This window comes from Nonomuraea sp. NPDC059007 (genome assembly GCF_042740555.1).
GTDB lineage: Bacteria > Actinomycetota > Actinomycetes > Streptosporangiales > Streptosporangiaceae > Nonomuraea.
The window spans coordinates 72,734-90,074 of sequence record NZ_JBHYJD010000025.1; the positions used below are offsets into that span (position 1 = coordinate 72,734).

General features: G+C 72.0%; 16 protein-coding genes. 8 read left to right on the forward strand and 8 right to left on the reverse strand.

What is annotated here, in order from left to right; translation table 11 throughout:
- Window positions 1-10 precede the first annotated feature (10 nt).
- Window positions 11-199 (reverse strand): DUF6229 family protein, encoded by a 189-nt coding sequence (locus ACFWY5_RS34285; protein ID WP_379626299.1) that lies wholly within the window; start codon window positions 197-199, stop codon window positions 11-13.
- Window positions 200-292: 93 nt separating this feature from the next.
- Between ACFWY5_RS34285 and ACFWY5_RS34290 the strand changes: the two genes are divergently transcribed.
- Window positions 293-967 (forward strand): response regulator, encoded by a 675-nt coding sequence (locus ACFWY5_RS34290; RefSeq protein WP_379636849.1) that lies wholly within the window; start codon window positions 293-295, stop codon window positions 965-967.
- Here ACFWY5_RS34290 and ACFWY5_RS34295 read toward each other — a convergent pair.
- Together ACFWY5_RS34295 and ACFWY5_RS34300 are read right to left on the reverse strand one after the other, a co-directional pair.
- Window positions 909-2,135, reverse strand: coding sequence for a sensor histidine kinase (locus ACFWY5_RS34295; protein WP_379636851.1), 1,227 nt, complete (start codon window positions 2,133-2,135; stop codon window positions 909-911). The two genes, ACFWY5_RS34290 and ACFWY5_RS34295, sit on opposite strands and share 59 nt — an antisense overlap.
- A gap of 71 nt (window positions 2,136-2,206) precedes the next feature.
- Window positions 2,207-2,593, reverse strand: coding sequence for a RidA family protein (locus ACFWY5_RS34300; RefSeq protein WP_379626293.1), 387 nt, complete (start codon window positions 2,591-2,593; stop codon window positions 2,207-2,209).
- Between the two features lie 172 nt (window positions 2,594-2,765).
- Between ACFWY5_RS34300 and ACFWY5_RS34305 the strand changes: the two genes are divergently transcribed.
- Window positions 2,766-3,365: a nuclear transport factor 2 family protein gene (locus tag ACFWY5_RS34305; RefSeq protein WP_379626291.1), complete on the forward strand. Its 600-nt coding sequence runs from the start codon at window positions 2,766-2,768 to the stop codon at window positions 3,363-3,365.
- A 30-nt stretch (window positions 3,366-3,395) separates the two neighbouring features.
- Here ACFWY5_RS34305 and ACFWY5_RS34310 read toward each other — a convergent pair whose 3' ends face one another.
- Window positions 3,396-4,091: a TetR/AcrR family transcriptional regulator gene (locus ACFWY5_RS34310; protein WP_379636853.1), complete on the reverse strand. Its 696-nt coding sequence runs from the start codon at window positions 4,089-4,091 to the stop codon at window positions 3,396-3,398.
- Between the two features lie 56 nt (window positions 4,092-4,147).
- Between ACFWY5_RS34310 and ACFWY5_RS34315 the strand changes: the two genes are divergently transcribed.
- Window positions 4,148-5,605 (forward strand): MFS transporter, encoded by a 1,458-nt coding sequence (locus ACFWY5_RS34315; protein WP_379626287.1) that lies wholly within the window; start codon window positions 4,148-4,150, stop codon window positions 5,603-5,605.
- A gap of 187 nt (window positions 5,606-5,792) precedes the next feature.
- On the opposite strand, the gene ACFWY5_RS34320 is transcribed toward ACFWY5_RS34315, so the two are convergent.
- Window positions 5,793-6,836 (reverse strand): hypothetical protein, encoded by a 1,044-nt coding sequence (locus ACFWY5_RS34320; protein WP_379636855.1) that lies wholly within the window; start codon window positions 6,834-6,836, stop codon window positions 5,793-5,795.
- A gap of 133 nt (window positions 6,837-6,969) precedes the next feature.
- Here ACFWY5_RS34320 and ACFWY5_RS34325 point away from each other — a divergent pair, with 133 nt between their 5' ends.
- Window positions 6,970-9,273, forward strand: a complete 2,304-nt coding sequence (locus tag ACFWY5_RS34325; protein ID WP_379636857.1) for a glycosyltransferase — start codon at window positions 6,970-6,972, stop codon at window positions 9,271-9,273.
- Window positions 9,270-10,658 (forward strand): glycosyltransferase, encoded by a 1,389-nt coding sequence (locus ACFWY5_RS34330; RefSeq protein ID WP_379636859.1) that lies wholly within the window; start codon window positions 9,270-9,272, stop codon window positions 10,656-10,658. The genes ACFWY5_RS34325 and ACFWY5_RS34330 overlap by 4 nt, the downstream gene beginning before the upstream one ends.
- 211 nt (window positions 10,659-10,869) lie before the next feature.
- On the opposite strand, the gene ACFWY5_RS34335 is transcribed toward ACFWY5_RS34330, so the two are convergent.
- Window positions 10,870-12,396, reverse strand: a complete 1,527-nt coding sequence (locus ACFWY5_RS34335; protein WP_379636861.1) for an MFS transporter — start codon at window positions 12,394-12,396, stop codon at window positions 10,870-10,872.
- A gap of 103 nt (window positions 12,397-12,499) precedes the next feature.
- Between ACFWY5_RS34335 and ACFWY5_RS34340 the strand changes: the two genes are divergently transcribed.
- Together ACFWY5_RS34340 and ACFWY5_RS34345 are read left to right on the forward strand one after the other, a co-directional pair.
- On the forward strand, window positions 12,500-13,105 hold the full coding sequence (locus ACFWY5_RS34340; protein ID WP_379636863.1) for a TetR/AcrR family transcriptional regulator: 606 nt from the start codon (window positions 12,500-12,502) through the stop codon (window positions 13,103-13,105).
- 8 nt (window positions 13,106-13,113) lie between these two features.
- Window positions 13,114-14,211 (forward strand): alpha/beta hydrolase family protein, encoded by a 1,098-nt coding sequence (locus ACFWY5_RS34345; protein WP_379636865.1) that lies wholly within the window; start codon window positions 13,114-13,116, stop codon window positions 14,209-14,211.
- 37 nt (window positions 14,212-14,248) lie between these two features.
- Here ACFWY5_RS34345 and ACFWY5_RS34350 read toward each other — a convergent pair whose 3' ends face one another.
- Both ACFWY5_RS34350 and ACFWY5_RS34355 read right to left on the reverse strand, forming a co-directional pair.
- A complete protein-coding gene (locus tag ACFWY5_RS34350) occupies window positions 14,249-14,452 on the reverse strand; it encodes a cold-shock protein (RefSeq protein ID WP_184964720.1) in 204 nt (67 codons plus the stop codon).
- A gap of 162 nt (window positions 14,453-14,614) precedes the next feature.
- A complete protein-coding gene (locus ACFWY5_RS34355) occupies window positions 14,615-15,163 on the reverse strand; it encodes a GNAT family N-acetyltransferase (RefSeq protein ID WP_379626273.1) in 549 nt (182 codons plus the stop codon).
- A gap of 134 nt (window positions 15,164-15,297) precedes the next feature.
- Here ACFWY5_RS34355 and ACFWY5_RS34360 point away from each other — a divergent pair, with 134 nt between their 5' ends.
- The gene (locus ACFWY5_RS34360; RefSeq protein WP_379636867.1) at window positions 15,298-17,226 is read left to right on the forward strand and encodes a tetratricopeptide repeat protein; all 1,929 of its coding nucleotides are present in this window, start codon (window positions 15,298-15,300) and stop codon (window positions 17,224-17,226) included.
- Window positions 17,227-17,341: the final 115 nt, after the last annotated feature.

Sequence of the window (17,341 nt, forward strand, 5' to 3'; positions counted from 1 at the left end):
CCGTCCCCGCTCAGCAGCAGTAACGGGTACGCGAGCCCGAGCAGGCGGTCCCGCACTTTCCTGAGTGGCCGGGGCCGGTCATGGTGATCTCGGATTCGGCGTACATGCCGGGCAGCAGGGGGCCGACGGGGCTGTCGGGCTCTTCGCCCGTCCTCCAGGCGAGGATGATCTCTTCGGCCCTCTCGAGCGTGACGGTCATGCTTGCTCCTTTCTCGGACTTGGCGCCATGTTCTGCCGACAGGTCCGTCACCGATAGGCGTCATAACTGCGCACTTGACACGACATTCCGGATATGGGAAAGACAGGAGTGATCACCCTTTCTGTGATTGACGATGACCGCATGCTCATCGATGGGCTGACGGCGTGGCTGGAGGGCGTACCCGACGTCCGGCTGACCGCGTGCGCCGCGACCGTGGCCGAGCTTCTGCGCACCGAACCCGCCCCCGCCGACGTGGTCCTGCTCGACCTGCTGCTGGCCGACGGCTCCGACCCGGTCCAGAACGTCCGCACGCTGGCGTGCCTGCGCCGGCGGGTGCTCGTGGTCAGCGTGGTGACCTCGGGCGACATGGCCGTGCAGATGATCGACGCCGGGGCCTGCGGCTACCTCACCAAGGACCACGACCTGGCCGCCCTGCTGGCGAAGGTCAGGGAGGTGGCCGAGGACGGGGTGGCCCTGTCGCCCGAGCTGGCGCTGGGCTGGCTGGCCGCGCGCGACGGCGAACGGCCCGTGCTGTCCCCGCAGGAACGCGCCGTCCTGCTCGCCTACGCCTCCGGCATGACGCTGGCCGCCGCCGCCAGAAGCGCCGGGGTGCAACCGGGCACCGCCAAGAACTACCTGGAGCGCGTCAAGGACAAGTACCGCAAGGCGGGCCGTCCCGCCTACACCAAGCTGGAGCTGGCCACCCGGGTCAGAGAGGACGGCCTGGCCACCGGAGCTCCACGCACACCCCTTCACCGGGGGCCGTGATGATCTCCGCGCTGCCGCCCGCCTCGGCCATCCGCCCGACGACCGAGGAGCGCAGCCCGTAGCCGGGCTCGGCCAGGTCCGGGGCGAAGCCATGGCCGCGATCGACCACGCGTACGGTGACCACCCCGTCCACCTCGACGGCGGTGAGCCAGGCCGCCCGCTCGCCGGAGTGCCTGGCCACGTTGTTGAGCGCCTCCTCGGCCGCCTCCGCCATGGCCACCGACACCGCCGCGGGCAGGTCCTCGGGCAGCGCCTCGGCGGCGTAGCGCACGCACAGTCCCAGGCCGGCCGCCCTGGCCACCGCCCGTGCCAGGCCGTTGCTCAGCCCGTTGGCGGGTCCCGCGGCGTCCTGGCTGATCAGGGCCCGGACATAGGAGGCGTCGGAGGCGCACCGGCGGCGTACCTCCTCGGTGTGGTGGTCGAGGCCGCCGCGGGCGATCGCGGTCAGCGTGGCCAGCACGGTGTCGTGCAGTTGCCGGAAGTGGGCGAGCCTGGCGTGCTCGGCCACCCGTTCCGCCACCCGTTTCGCCTCCGTGGCCAGCCGCTGCTCGGCCAGGCCGTCCAGGCGCGTGGCCTGGGCGGCCAGGTAGCGGCGGATGAAGAAGACGATGATCGCGAACCAGACGTAGCTGTTGACCCGGACCGCCAGCTCCAGCAGGAACGGGTAGCGCTGGCCGAGGTCGGCGGCGTGCGCGAGCGCGTACACGATGATCGGGGGCAGCAGGGCGGCGAAGTGGATCGCGCGGCGGCTGACCGCGCCGATCAGCGCGCCCGTCGCCAGCAGGGCGTGCGAGGACCAGTTGGACACGCACGCGACGGAACCCGGCAGGCACGCGGCCGTCACCGCCATCATGAACGCGCAGGTGGCCGCCACGTCGATGACCACCGCCAGCGGCGCGAACCAGCCCCGGCGGGCGACCCAGCGGAACAACGTCACGTTCCACGCCAGCGCCAGGGCCAGCAGGGCGGCGTTGCGGCCGCGATCGGTGAACAGCGCCTCGGCGGCCAGCAGGCTCGCGGAGGCCGGCAGCAGGTAGCTGGCCCGCTGCAACAGCAGCAGCATCGCCACGAACCTGCACACCCGCTCCCGGCTGGGCCGCGAGGCCAGGAACAGCGGATCGCGCCAGCCCAGGGAGCCCCGCCCGCCCGCCGGGGGTGGAGAGTGCATGGCAGGGCCGTCCTTCCGCCGATCCGCCTGAAGGATCTCCGCGCGGCGATCGGGCGTCAAGCGGCACCGGATCAGTCGAGGACCGCGATCGCCTCAAGCTCGACCAGGTGCTCCGGTACGTCCAGCGCCGCCACGCCGATCAACGTGCCCGGCGGCACCGGCGTGCCACCCAGCTTCCCCGCCGCCCGCGCCACGCCCTCCAGGAACAAGGGCATCTTGTCGGGGGTCCAGTCGACGACGTAGACGGTGAGTTTCGCCACGTCGTCGAAGGTGCCGCCGGCTCCGGCCAGGGCGGTGGCGACGTTCAGATAGCACTGCTCGACCTGGGCGGCGAGGTCGCCGCCGTCCCAGGCGACCTGGCCGGCGACGAAGACCATCCTCGTCCCGGTCGCGATCGACACCTGCCGGTAGGCGTCGATCTCCGGCAGTCCGCTGGGGTTGACCAAGGTAATGGGCATGCCCGCCTCCGTACTCTCTCGTGGTTACTCGGACACCGTAGGAGAGTGGCGGCTGACATGGAAGAACGCACTTTCTGGAGACTGAGGAACCCTTTGGTGACCCAGGTTGTCACGCCCATGCGACCTATGCTAGCTATAACATCCTATGCTGATCGACATAGGAGCTGAATCCATGACGAGCGACGACCTTCTCCACCGCCTGCGGGTGCTGGAGGACCGCGAGGCGATCCGCGACGTGCTCTACCGCTACGCCCGTGGCGCCGACCGGTGCGACCTGGAGCTGTTCAAGTCCTGTTACTGGCCCGACGCCGTCGACTGCCACTGGTTCTTCAACGGCAACGCCCACGCCTTCGCCGACTACGTGATCTCCCTGCTCGCTGAGCTGCGCACCTCCCAGCACTCCATCACCAATCCGATCATCGAGCTGGACGGGGACCGGGCGTTCGCGGAGTGCCAGTGGTACGTGCTGCACCGGATGGAGCTGGGCGACGGCTCTGGCCGACTCCTCGACCAGCAACTGGAAGGCCGTTACGTCGACGTGTTCGAACGCCGGGACGGCGAGTGGCGGATCCTGCGCCGCCAGACGGTGACGGAGGCGGGGCGCGAGTTCGTGGTCGAGGACCTGAACGCGGGGGTCCCCGACGACCTGCCCATCGCGGGCCGCCGCGCACCCCGCGACATCGTGTACGCCGGGATGGACATCCTCGGCATGGAGGTCATAGCGATCGACGGCATGGACCTGTGGGAGATGGCCCGCGCCCGCCACCGCTGACCACGGCCCCGGTCGCGGCGACGCGGGTCCTCAGGACCGGTAGGACTCCAGGCCCGCCAGGAGGAAGTCCATGCCCCGCGTGAAGTGGGCGTCCCAGCCGGCGCCGGCGCCCGGCGGGTGCGCCGCGAGCGCCGGATAGAGGTCCGCGCGCCGCTGGATGTGCTCGCCGAGCGCGCGGCGGGAGCCGCCCTGGTCCTCCTGCCGCCAGGCCGCCTCGACCGAGGCCGTGCCGATGACGTAGTTGCTGACGGCCGCGGCCGCCGACGACAGGTTGAGCCCGGAGAAACCGGCCGAGACCAGGGCCGCGTGCACGAACTCGGCCCGCGCCAGAGCCTGGGGCCCCATCAGCGGACGGCTGCTGGCCAGCGGCCCCGCCCACGGATGCCGCAGCAGGGCCGCCCGCAGCCCCTCCATGAACGCGGCGAGATCCTCCCGCCAGGACAGGTGATCGGGCAGCGCGACCTCGCCGAACACCTCGTCGAGCGCCAGGTCGAACAGCTCGTCCCTGGTCGCCACGTACCAGTAGAGGCTCGTGGCGTGCACGTCCAGCGCCTCAGCCAGGCGCCGCATGCTCAGCCCCGCCATGCCGTCACGATCCAGCGTCTCGACCGTGGCGGCCACGATCCGCTCGCGGGTCAGCGACGGCGAGCGCTGCGCGCCGGGCGGTTCGCGCAGCCACACGCCGCCGGGCATCGCAGCGGCGCCCTGCGGACGCTTGGGGCTCATGCGCCCATGCTAGTAGCCCTACACTGTAGGAGTAATCCAACACTGTAGGAGGAAGCATGGAAGGACACCCGAGACGCTGGGCGATCCTGGTCGCCATCTGCGCCGCGCTGCTGGTGATCGTGATGGACAACACCGTCCTGCACGTCGCCCTGCCCGCGATCACCGCCGCGTTCGGCGCCACCGCCGCGCAGCAACAGGCGATCGTCGACGCCTACGTGATCGTCTTCGCCGGTCTGCTCATCGCCGCGGGCGCCGCCTCCGACCGCTACGGCCGGCGGCGCGCCATGGTCATCGGGCTGACCGTGCTCGGCCTGGCCTCCGCCGCCGCCGTCGCCGCGCCTTCGACGTGGTGGCTGATCGGCGCCCGCGCGCTCATGGGCGTCGGCGCCGCCCTGGTCATGCCGGCCACGCTGGCCGTCCTCGTCCAAGTCTTCCCCGCGCGCGAACGGCCCAAGGCCTTCGCCGTGTGGGCGGCGGTCGCCGCCGTCGCGATGGCCGCGGGGCCGGTGCTCGGCGGGTACCTGGTGGACGCGTGGAGCTGGGCGGGCGTCTTCCTGATCAACGTGCCGCTGGCGGGCGTGGCCGTACCGGCGATCCTGTGGCTTGTCCCCGAGTCGCGCGACCCGCGCGCCCGCCCCGTCGACCCCCTCGCCGCCGTCCTGGTCACCGCCGGCATGGTCGCCCTGACCACCGCCATCATCGCGCTCGGCGAGCACGGCCGCCTCTCGCCGCTCGTCCTCACCTGCGCCGGGGCCGCCGTCCTCGCCCTCGCCGCCTTCGCCTGGCGCCAGCGGCGGGCGAGCACGCCGGTCGTCGAGTTCTCGCTCTATCGCGACCGGCGCTTCGCCGGAGGCAGCGCCGCGGCCGCCCTGCTCACCGTCGGCACCGGCAGCGCGCTGTTCGTCCTCACCCAGTACCTGCAGCTCGTCCTCGGCTACGACGCGCTGCGGGCGGGGCTCGCGGTGATGCCCCTGGCCGCGGGCACCGTCCTCGGCTCGGCGGCCGGCGCCCGCGTGCCCTCCCGCATCGGTCCACGCGCCACGATCGTCATCGGGTTCGCGATCACCGCCGCCGGCTTCGCGCTCCTCGCCGCCCTCACTCCCGGCAGCCCCTACCCGCTCGTCGCCGCCGGACTCCTGCTGGCGGGCGCCGGCACCGGGCTGGCGGGGCCGTCCACGACGACCACGGTGCTCGGCGCCGTCCCGCCCGAGCGCGCGGGCATGGGCTCGGCGCTCAACGACACCCACCAGCAGCTCGGCATCGCGCTCGGCGTCGCCGTCCTCGGCAGCCTGCTCGCCGCCGCCTACCGCGCCGGCCTGCCCGCCGCCGTCCCCGAGGCCGCGCGCGCCTCCCTGGCCGCGACCCTCACCCACGACACGGTACGTCTCGACGCCGCCCTCACCACGGCCGCCAGGGAGGCCTTCACCGGCGCCCAGACCCTCACCATGCTGACCGCCGCCGGCTGCGCCCTCATCGGGGCGGCCATCGCCGGAACCGTCCTGCGCCGGGACTGACCCCCACCATGGCCGATACCGGCCGCCTGCTCACCGCCTGGGCAGCCCGCCCCCGACGCTCACAGCGACCCGACCACGGCGTTGACCGCCGCCAGCAGCGCACCCCCCACCAGCGCGACCACCAGAACCACACAGACAATTCTCGCCCAGGACTGCACCCCGCCATCCTGCCGCCGAAACGCCCAGGTCACAACCTGGCCGATCTCCTCGGCCCGGCCCGCTTGTCCAGGACCTTGAGCACGGGGTCGCCCGGCCGCACCACGAAGGCGTCGCCGTCCGTACGCCCGGCGTCGCACCAGGCCCAGACCACGAACCCGACCACCCCCGCCGCGAACTGCGCCGACATCTTGACCGCGTAGGCCCTGGCCCGGCCGCGCAGCCCGCCGGTCTCCCTCGGGTCGATCCCCGCCTCGCCCACGAACAACGGCTTGTCTAGCGCCCTGCACTGCGCCAGCCGGATGGCCAGCCCGTCGAACTCGTTGCCCGGAATGGCCTGGTCCGGCTCGTGGTAGTCGTGGTACTCGCACACGTCCAGCGCGGGTGAGGCGTAGACCTCCTGGTAGTTGTGGGCGGCGGTGCCGCACTGGCCGCCGCCCATGGTGCCGAGCGTGAGCAGGTGCGCGGGCGAGGCGGCCTTGGCCACGGCGCCCACGTCGTCGGCGAAGTCGCGCAGCGCCTCGGTCGCGCCCGGCCCGCACGCGGCGGAGGCGTCCGGCTTGGCCTCCGCCTCGTTCACCAGCGTCCACATCGCGATCGCCGGGTCGTGACGGTAGCGGCGCACGGCCTCGGCCACCCAGTCGCGGTAGGAGACGGTGCCGCCGGGGTCGATCTCGCGGTAGCCGCCGCGGTACCAGCTCTCGGTCTTGTAGCCGCTCCACTCGCATTTGCCCCATTGGTCGGTCAGCACGGGCAGCACCTTCACCCCGTGCCGGCGCGCGGTGGCCAGCATGCGGTCGAGCGCGCGCCAGTCGCGCCTGCCGTCCTTGGTGGCCAGCCGCTGGAAGAACCAGACGCGGATGACGTTGCCCCGCATCTGGCGCAGCGACCTGCCCAGCGACATGGGATACCAGCAGTTTCCGTCGCTGGCGGCGTTGTAGACGTTCAGCCCGGCCATGACGTACGGCCTGCCGTCGAGCGTCAGCCGGGTCCCCTCGGCGCGCACGAACCCGGGCCCGGGACCCGGCACCACCGGCAGGAGCGCCAGCAGCATCCCCACCATCCACACGCCCATCGCCATCCCCCTCGCGTTGTCGGCGCGTCCCCCGTCCAACCTGCGGAAACGCCGTATAGCCTGCCCGTTGATCCACTCTGCCTGACATGAACCGTCAGGTCGAGTAAGTCCGAGCCTGCGTCTGGAGATGCTGGTGAGCTTGGCCGTGGTGATGCCCGCCTATTGCGAAGAGGGCAGCCTGGAATCGACGGTTGTGGACTTCCTGACCGTCCTGGACGGAACCGATCACCTGGTGATCGTGGTGAACGACGGCTCGTCGGACGCGACGGGCGAGGTGGCCGAACGGCTGGCCGAACAATTTCCCGGCCGGGTACGCGTGATCCACCACCCCGCCAATCAGGGGTACGGCGCGGCCGTACGGACCGGCATCCAGGCCGCGCTGGACTCGACGGACGCGGAGCTGATCTTCCTGACCGACTCCGACGGCCAGTTCCGCGCCCGGCAGCTGCCCTGGTTCGTGGAACTGGCCGGCGCCGAACGGGCCGACGCCGTCATCGGCTACCGCTCGCGTCGCGCCGACCCGCCCGCGCGCCGGATGTTCGGCTGGCTGTGGACGCGCCTGTGCCGGGCGCTGCTGCGCATCCGCGTGCGTGACATGGACTGCGCGTACAAGCTGCTCGACCGGCGGCTGCTGGAGAACGTCACCCTGCGCGGCGACGCCGCCACGATCTCGCCCGAACTGCTCGCCAAGATCCAGGCGAGGGGCGCCCGCGTGGTGCAGCGGCCGGTGGACCATTTCCCGCGTGAGCACGGCCACCAGACCGGCCTGCGCCCGGCGGTCGTGCTGCGCTCGCTGCTGGGCCTGGGGCGGCTGTGGGCGAGCATGTTCCGCCACAGCCCGGCCGGGCGGGCCGCGCAGCGGCTTTTCCGCCCGCATGACGTGGCGCTGGCGTGGCTGACCGTGGCCGCGATCGCGCTGTCGGTGGCCGGAGGCGTGTACTTCGCCGACGTGCCGCTGTCCTATCCGGACGCCGTCTCGCACCTGCTGATCTCACGCCGGGTGCTGGAGTCGCCGACGCCGGGATTCGCGCAGCTGGGCGGCGTCTGGCTGCCGTTCCCGCACCTGGTGGCGTTGCCGCTGGTCTGGGTGGATTCCTGGTATCTGTCCGGCCTGGCGGGCTCGATCATCTCGATGACGGCCTACGTCCTGACGACCCGCTACCTGTACGGGACCGCGCGCCTGCTCACGCACAGCCGGGCCGCGGGCCTGACGGCCGGCGGGGTGTTCATGCTCTGCCCGAGCGCCCTGTACCTGCAGAGCACGCCCATGACCGAACTGCCGCTGCTGGCGTGCCTGGCCGCGGCCACCTACCACCTCACCCGCTGGTGCCGTACCTGGGCGCCGCGGCACCTGGCCGCGGCCGGCGTGGCGTCGCTGCTGGCCACGCTCACCCGGTACGAGGCGTGGTTCTTCGTCCCGACGGCGGCGGCCGTCGTGATCGCGATCACCTGGACCCGCTCGCCGCGCGGCAGCAGGCTGCGCAGAGCCGAGGCGCACGTGATCTTCTACGGGCTGCTCGCCTGCGCGGGCATCGCGGGCTGGCTGGCGTGGAACACGATGATCTTCGGGGATCCGTTCTTCTTCCACCGCGGCGAGTTCTCCAAGCCCTCGCTGTGGGTGTCGGGCACCGAGGTCACGACCGGCGACTGGATGGTGTCGGCGCTCACCTACGCCTACGCGGTCGTGGGCAACATGGGGCCGGTGCTGCCGGTGCTCGGGGTGGCCGGGCTGGCCGTACACCTGATGCGGCGGCGCTCGCCGGTGCCGCTGGCGCTGCTGGTGTTCGCGCCGTTCTTCGTGTACGCCCTCTACGGCGGCCAGCGCCCGCTGCACGTGGAAGAGGTCACCGGCAGCCTGTACAACGTCCGCTTCGGCCTGGTCATGCTGCTGCCCGTGGCGCTGTTCGGCGGCGGTCTCGCCGCGGAGGTCAGGACCCTCGTCACCGCCCTGCGGCTCAGGATGGCCCGCGTGCCCGCCGCCCGGCTGCGCACGCTGGGCCACGTCTTCGCCGGCGCGGTGGTCGTCGCCTGCGCGGTGACCGCGGCGGCCTCCGGCATCGACACCAGGCGCGAGGCCGAGGCCTTCCGCGCGACCGGCGTCGAGCGCGCCAACAGCACGGCCGCGCAGTGGCTGCGCACGCACTACGACGGCGGCCGCGTGCTCATGGCCTCCTTCGGCAACGAGACCATGACGTTCGACTCCCACCTGCCGCTGTCCTCGATCCTGTACGAAGGCAGCTTCCGCCGATGGGAACCGGCGCTGCGCGACCCGGCGGCCAGCGACGTGCGCTGGATCCACCTGCGGCGCACACCGGGCCACCAGGACCCGGTCTGGCGGGCGCTGGGCGAATCGCCCGAGCTGAACCGCTACACGCTGGTCTACGAGGACGCGTACCGGCGTATCTACCGCTTCTCCGGCATCGGGAGTTCGGCATGACCCAGCGGACCCTGCCCACGACGGCCGTACCGGAGAGCGGCAGCGCCCGCCGGCTCCTGTGCCGCGGCCAGGCACTGGCCGCGACCGGCGCGGCGCTGCCGGCGGGCGCGGCCGCGATGGCCGACCCCGCCCTGACCGGCCTGGTGCTGACCGCCGCGGCGAGCGTGCTCTACGTCGCCGTCATCGCGTTCAAGGTGCTGCTGACCTACGGGCACGACCGTTCGCACGTGATGCGGTTCGGCCCGGGGGAACTGCCGCCGGACGACGAGCTGCCCGTGTACACCGTGCTGGTGCCGCTCTACCGTGAGAGCAACATCCTGCGCGCCCTGCTCGAACGGCTGGCCGCCCTCGACTATCCGCACGATCGGCGGCAGATCCTGCTGCTGGTCGAGGAGGACGACGAGGAGACCAGGGACGCCCTGCCGGGCGAGCTGCCGCCGGGTTTCGAGGTCGTGGTGATCTCGGCCGGGCACCCGCGTACCAAGCCCAAGGCCTGCAACGTCGGGCTGCGGCACGCGCGCGGCGAGTTCTGCGTCATCTTCGACGCGGAGGACCAGCCCGAGCCCCTCCAGCTGCGCAAGGCGGTGGCGGCCTTCCGCAGCTCGCCGCGGTGGATGGTGTGCGTGCAGGCCGAACTGCAGTACTGGAACCCGTGGACGAACTGGCTGACCCGCTGCTTCGCCGCCGAGTACGCCCACAACTTCGGGCTGTTCCTGCACGGTCTCGACCGTTTCCGGCTGCCGATCCCGCTCGGCGGCACCTCCAACCACTTCCGCACCAGTGCCCTGCGCGACCTCGGCGCCTGGGATCCGTACAACGTCACCGAGGACGCCGACCTCGGCATCAGGATCGCCAGGCGCGGCTGGAGCGTGCGCATGATGGAGTCGGTGACGCTGGAGGAGGCCAACTGCCGGCTGGGCAACTGGCTGCGCCAGCGCAGCCGGTGGATCAAGGGCTACTGCCAGACCTGGCTGGTCCACATGCGCGCGCCGGTGCGGTTGTGGCGCGAGCTCGGCCCGCGCGGCTTCGCCGCCTTCCAGCTCGCCGTCGGCTTCTCCACCCTCACCACGCTGCTCAACCCGATCTTCTGGGCGATGACCGCGCTCTACCTCATCGCCGGCTCCGGCCCGATCGCCGGGTTGTTCCCCGGCCCGGTCCTGTACACGGCCGTGGCCTCGATGCTGGCGGGCAACCTGCTGCTCATGCACGGCTACATGGCGGGCTGCCTGGAGCGCGGGCTGCACGCGGCGGTGCGGACGATGTTGTTCGTACCGGTCTACTGGGCGCTGATGAGCGTCGCCGCCTACCGCGCCCTCTGGCAGCTGCTACGGCCCAGCCGCCGCCACTACTGGGAACTGACCGAGCACGGCCTCATCGACGCCTGATCACGAAGCGCCCGCCGGAACGCGGATCCGTCCGGCACCACCGCGGAGGAGGACCTCAGACGGCTGGCCGGCCTCCTCCCGCGTTTCCGCCGCCTGCTGACCGAACACACGCCCGGGCCATCCGCGACCGGCCCGACCAGAGTCAGCCGGAGCCGTGGAGCTCCCGGCGGGCCGCGGGGTGAGGGTCAGGGTTCCGACGTGCGCGTTGACGTCATCGAAGTCCGTCGCCGGGGTCGTCCTCGCCCAGGGGACGGACCTGCCGGAGGACCACGAGGCACAGCACGGTCGCCACGACGATGGCGGCGCCGCCCACGGCCGAGGCGATGTTCACCCCGCTGGTGAACGCCTCCCGCGCCGCCCGCACGACCTCGGCGGGCACCTGGCCGGCGACCGAGAGCGCGCCGGCCAGGCTGCCGGTGAGGTGGCCGGCGACCTCGGGCGAGGCGTCCGCTGGAGCGGTCATGCCGGCGGTGTACAGGGCGGTGCTGAGGCTGCCGAGCAGCGCGACGCCGACGGCGAGGCCGAGTTCCTGGACGGTCTCGGACATCGCGGCGGCCGATCCGGACTTCGAGACCGGCGCGGCGCCGACGACCATGTCGGTGCCGAGGGCGGCGATCGCGCCCAGCCCCAGGTAGATGAAGGCGAACCCGGTCACCACGGCCGCGGCGTCGCCGGTGCCGGCCGTCGCCAGCAGCGCGTACCCGATCACGGACAGGCCCAGAGTGGCGGCCATGACCAGCCCCGGGCGCACCCGCCGGGCGACCAGGGGCGCCCCGATGGCGGCGGCGAACATCGCCAGGGCCGGTGGGCCCATCCACAGCCCCGCGGTGAACGGGGTGAGGCCCTCGACGAGCTGGAGGTACTGGGTGACCAGGTACATGGTCCCGCCCACGCCGACAAGCCCGATCAGCAGCACGGTCAGTGCCGCGGAGAAGGCCCGGTTGGCGAACAGGGTGACGTCCAGCAGAGGCGAGGCCAGACCGCGTTGCCGGCGCACGAACACCACGCCCGCGAGCACCCCGGCGGCGAGCAGCAGCAGCGTGCTCGCGTCAGCGCCGTCGGCGGCGGCGTGCTTGACGGCGTAGATGACCGGCAGGATCGCCGCCAGGGACAGGGCGACGCTGGCCAGGTCCAGCCGTCCGGCCCGCGGGTCGGCGTATTCGGGCAGGAGAGCCTTCGCGCCGGCCAGGACGACGATCGCGATGGGGACCGCGATGAGGAACGCCGCGCCCCACCAGAACGCGTCGATCAGCACGCCGCCGACCACGGGGCCCGCCGCCATGCCCAGGGCGAACATCGTGGCCCAGACCCCGATCGCGATCGCCCGCTGGCGCGCGTCGCCGAACATGTTGGAGATCAACGACAGCGTCGAGGGCATCAGTGTCGCCCCCGCGACCCCCAGCAGGGCTCGGGCCAGGATCAGCAGTTCGGCGCTGGGCGCGAAGGCCGCGAACACCGACACGATCGCGAAGGCCGCCATCCCGATCAGCAGGAGGCGGCGCCGGCCGATCCGGTCGCCCAGGGTGCCCATCGTGATGAGCAGCCCGGCGATGAGGAACCCGTAGGCGTCCATGATCCACAGCGTTTGCGTGGCCGATGGATCCAGGGCTCCGGCCATGCTCGGCAGCACCAGGTACAGCACGGTGACGTCCAGGCCCAGCAGCACTGTCGGCAGCGCCAGCAACCCCAGGCCTGCCCACTCGCGCGCTCCGGCGCGCCGGGTCGCGACCTCTGACATGCGTCCTCCTCCGGTTAGATATTTGAACGATAGTACAAGTAGAACTTCCGTTCAAATAGCTGGAAACCGGTATCGCCGTACCGGATTTTGGTACAGTACGGCGATGGTGGTGAGAGAACGAGGACGAGGACGGGCCAGTGGGCGGCGGCAGGATGTGCTGCGGCACGTGGTCGAGGTGATGATCGAGCGCGGGTTCCATCAGACGCGGTTCAAGGACGTGGCCGCGGCGAGTGGCGTGGCGATCAGCACGTTGCAGGTGTACTTCAGCACGCGCGAGGACATGCTGGTCGAGGCGCTGCGCACGTCCACCCGCGCGGAGGTGGACTCGATGAAGGCTCAGGTCAGCGAGCTGAGCGACCCGTGGGATCAGCTGGTCGGGCTGGTCGACCGGGGCTTCGCGACGCCGGTGCCGGTGTGGCGGATGCTGATGGAGTTCTGGACGGCGGCCGCCTACGACGATGAACTCCGCGCCTACAGTCACCAGTTGCAGGCGAGCTATCGTGCTCCCTTCGAGGCCGTGCTCAGCGCGGGGATCGCCGGCGAGGCGTTCCGGACCCGTCACGAGGTCGCGGTGATCACCGATCTGATCGTCACGACGCTGGACGGCCTCCTCTACCCCAGCGTTCTGGCTCAGCCGCGGCCCGCCGTACCGGATCTGCGAGATCTTCTGCTGGATCAGCTTCGTGTGACGCTCGGGGTGGCTCGATGAGAACGATCATGGCTGTCCTCCTGCTCGCCGCAATGCTCGCGGCTCCGGCCCGACCCGCCGCCGCGGCCACCGGCCGCACCCTGCTGGAAAGCCGCCCGCTGGCCGTGCCCGCCGAACTGGCCGCCGCCGGCGCCACGGGCTTTCGCATCCGGTACCTGTCCACCTCCCCGAAAGGCCGCCGGATCGAGGTGACGGGCGCGGTGTTCCTGCCATCGGGTACGGCTCCGCCGGGCGGCCGGCGGGTCATCTCCTGGGCGCACGGCACCACGGGTGTCAGCGATCGCTGCAGCCCGTCCCGTGATCGCGAGCTCGGCGGCTACGGCTATCCCGGCTACCTCGCCGGGTTCGTGCGCAGGGGTTACGCGGTCGCCGCGACCGACTACGAGGGGCTGGGCACCCCGGGCGTACACCCGTATCTGATCGCCGAGAGCCAGGCCCGTTCGGTCGTGGACGCGGTCCGGGCCGCCGGGGACCTGAGCCCTGACGTGTCCCGGGTCTGGCTGACGGTGGGGCACTCCCAGGGCGGGCACGCGGCCATGGCGGCCGGCGAGATCGCCGCCGGGTATGGCAGAGGTCTGGACTTCCGGGGAACGGTCGCGCTCGCCCCGGTCACCGACAACCGGCCGTACGTCGACCAGTTGTCCCGGCTGCAGCCCGTCGACCACGGCTACTACATGGCGATCCTGGCCGGGCTGGCCACCCAGCATCCCGGCCTGCGCCTCGCGGACCACCTCGGGCCCCGGGCCCGCCGCGAGTACCCGCGCGTCCACACCACCTGCATGACGGAACTGACGAACCGGCTCACGAAGCTCAACCTGCCGGGCACCGAGTTCACCCCGGCCACCGGCGCCGCGACCGCGAAGCTGCGCACATGGCTCGGCGAAAACGCGGTCCCCCGCACCCGCTCCGCCGCGCCGATGCTGGTCGCGCAAGGGCTCACCGACGTGCTGGTCTCACCGGCGCAGACCGCGAAAGCCGCCGAGCGCGCCCGGGCACTCGGCACGGCCACGAAACTCATCACCTACCCCGGAACCGACCACTTCCGGATCATCACCTCGTCGGCCCCGGACGTCCTGCGCTGGATCGACACCCGCCTGCGCCGCTGACCCGCGCAGGCGAGCCGGTTGACCGGGGCCGTGAAGGTCAGGAAGGCACGATGTTCTCCGCCTGGAGGCCCCGCTGGCCCTGGACGATGTCGAAGGAGACCTTCTGGCCCTCCTGCAGTTCCCGGTAGCCCTGGGCGGCGATGTTGGAGAAGTGCGCGAAGACGTCGTCGCCGCCGCCGTCCTGCTCGATGAAACCGAAGCCCTTCTCTGCGTTGAACCACTTCACGGTGCCTGTTGCCATGCCTGCTCCTCAGACTTTCGGGTGAAGCCGGATCCCGCGGTCGCGGAAGCCGGCGATCACCCTGGCCCGACGCGGGATGAACGACGAACACCGGGCCACTCCTGGTTCTTCAACACGAAGATACCTCAGAGTAGCGAATCAACTACACAACGCGACGGCGCGTCATCCGGCTCCGGAGGCGTCCGGCTTCCACTCCTGGGCGAGGAGCCCGAGCAGCACCTCGTCCAGGAACGCGCCCATCACCCAGGCCGAGGACCGCAGCACGCCCTCGCGGACGAAACCGTTGCGCTCGGCGGATCTCAGCATCGCGGCGTTGTCCGCCAGGGTCTCGATCTGCAGCCGCTGCAGCCCGCGTACGACGAAACCGTAGTGGCACAGCACCGCGACGACGTCGGTGCCGTAGCCCTGGCCGCGGGCCGCCGGCAGCAGCCCCAGCCCGATGTGCGCGGACCGGCTGTGGTTGTCGATGCCCCACAGGTTCGCGCTGCCGACCAGCGTGCCGCCGTCCAGCTCGATCACGGAAAACGGGACGACGCCGTGCTCCTCGTCGTTCACCACGAGCCGTGAATCCTTCGAGCCGGGCGTGATCGGCCGCCAGGGCCGGCCTTCGGCCCGCGAGGCGTTGACCACGTCGTCGTAGAGCTCGGTCCGCAGGATCGGGATGTCGCTCTCGTGCCGCGCCCTCAGCCCGACCTTCTTCCCCTTCAGCATGCGAGCTTCCTACCCGACAGGGCTGGGCGGCGGCAAATCGATACAGTTGCCGACCGGCTGGAGCTGATCCACCCGGCAGCGACTGATCGTGGCTGGGGCTACGATCAGGCTGGACTCCCGGGAGGTGCGCCATCGTGAACGAGCCCACCGGCCCGCGGTCCGCCGCCCTGGGCGGAGCCAACTCCGGCATCATCATCACCGGAGACGGCGCCCAGCTCGGCGCCTCCGCCCTGCCGCTCCCCCGCCCCGGCGACGTGCCCGCGCCGCGCGGGCTGAGCAACCTCACCAAGCCGCCGGCCCTCGACTTCGTCGGCCGCGCCGACGCCCTCGCCACCCTCGGCACCGCGCTGACCGGCGCGGCCTCCGTCGTCGTCTCCCAGGTCGTCTACGGATTGGGCGGCGTCGGCAAGAGCGAGCTGGCCCTGCAGTACGCCACGGCCAACCGCGAGCGCTACCGCGTCATCTGGTGGATCACCGCCGAGTCGCCCGAGCAGATCGAGGCGGGCCTGGCCCAGCTCACCCGTTTCCTCGTGCCCGAGCATCCGGTCGAGGTGCCCACCCGCCAGGCCGCCGTCTGGGCGAAGACCTGGCTGCTGGAGCACGACGGCTGGCTGCTGGTCCTGGACAACGTGCACAACCCCGCCCAGGTACGCGACCTCCTGGCCCAGATGCGCGGCCACATCATCGTCACCACGCGGCGCGACCTGGGCGCGCGGGCCTGGCGGGTACGCGAGCTCATCGCCCTGGACGTGCTGTCCCTGGAGTCGGCCACCGACCTGCTCATGCTCAGCGCGGCCGACGGCAAGGACCGCGAACCCGCCACCCGCCTGGCCGCCGCGCTCGGCTGCCTGCCCCTCGCCATCGAACAGGCCGGCGCCTACATCGAGGAAACCCACGGCGACATCACCGCGTACCTCACCAAACTGGACGAGACCTTCGACCTGTACGCGCCCGTGGCCCATCGCGGCGACCCCGAGCAGACCATCTCGAAGATCTGGCGGATCAGCATGCGGGAGGTCGAGCAGACCAGCCCCACCGCCCTGGCGCTCCTGCGCGCGTTGTCCTGCTTCGCCCCCGACGACATCCCGCTCACGCTGTTCGACGAGGCGGCCCTGCGCGACCTGGCCCTGCTGGCGTCCTACAGCCTGGTCAAGCGCAGCGCGGGCGGCGTCGCCATCCACCGGCTGGTCCAGAGCGCGGTCCGCGCGGAGGCCAGGGACGCCCGCCTTCTCGACGCGGCGGCCAGGGACGCGCTGTCCATGCTGCTCACGCGGCTGCCCGAGCGCCGTGCCTTCGCCCTCGACGAGTGGCCCGAGGGGCTGTCGCTGCACCCGCACGCCGTCGCCGTCGCCTCGCTGATGCCGGTCCACAAGCCCTCGATGTCCCTGGGCAGGCTCCTTCGCGACACCAGCCGCCTGCTCAACCTGCACGCCCGGTTCAAGGAGGCCTTCCCGCTGGCCGAACGCGCGCTGACACTGGCCGAGGACCGTTTCGGCCCCGGCCACCCGGCGCTGATCGGCTTCCTGACCAACCTCGCCGCCACGCTCAGCGGCCTGCGCAGGGACGACGCGCTGCAGCACGCCGTGCGCGCCGTCGCCATCGCCGAGGCCTCCCTCGGCCCCGGCCACCGCGACCTGGCCCCCCGGGTCGGCAACCTGGCCGCCGTCTACATCGACCTCGACCGTGCCCACGACGCGCTGCCGATGGCCCGCCGCGCCCTGTCCATCGCGACCGCGACGCTGCCGCCCGGCCACCCCGACCTCGGCCGCCACCTGGGCAATCTGGCCGCCGCGCTGGCGGGCGTGGGCGATCACGAGCAGGCGCTCGCGCTCGAACTCCAGGCGCTGGACCTCACCGAGCGCGCCCTGCCCCCCGACCACCCCGAGCTGGTGGTACGGCTGGGCAACCTCGCCCTGGCCCACAACGCGGCGGGCGACACGCGGCAGGCCATCGGCTGCGCCGCCCGCGCCGTGACCCTCGCCGTCCGCGTCCTCGGCCTCCGCCACCCCACAACCGGCTGGGCCCAGGACCTGTCCCACCGCCTCGTCACCCACCACCCGTGAGCGCGGCGGGCGGTGGAGACGTTCATGCCGGTGAAGTCGAGCGTGACAACGCCGGTTGGCGCATTCTCATGGGCGCGTTCGTGACCGTCGATCTGTCCAACCCCATGGCGTTGTG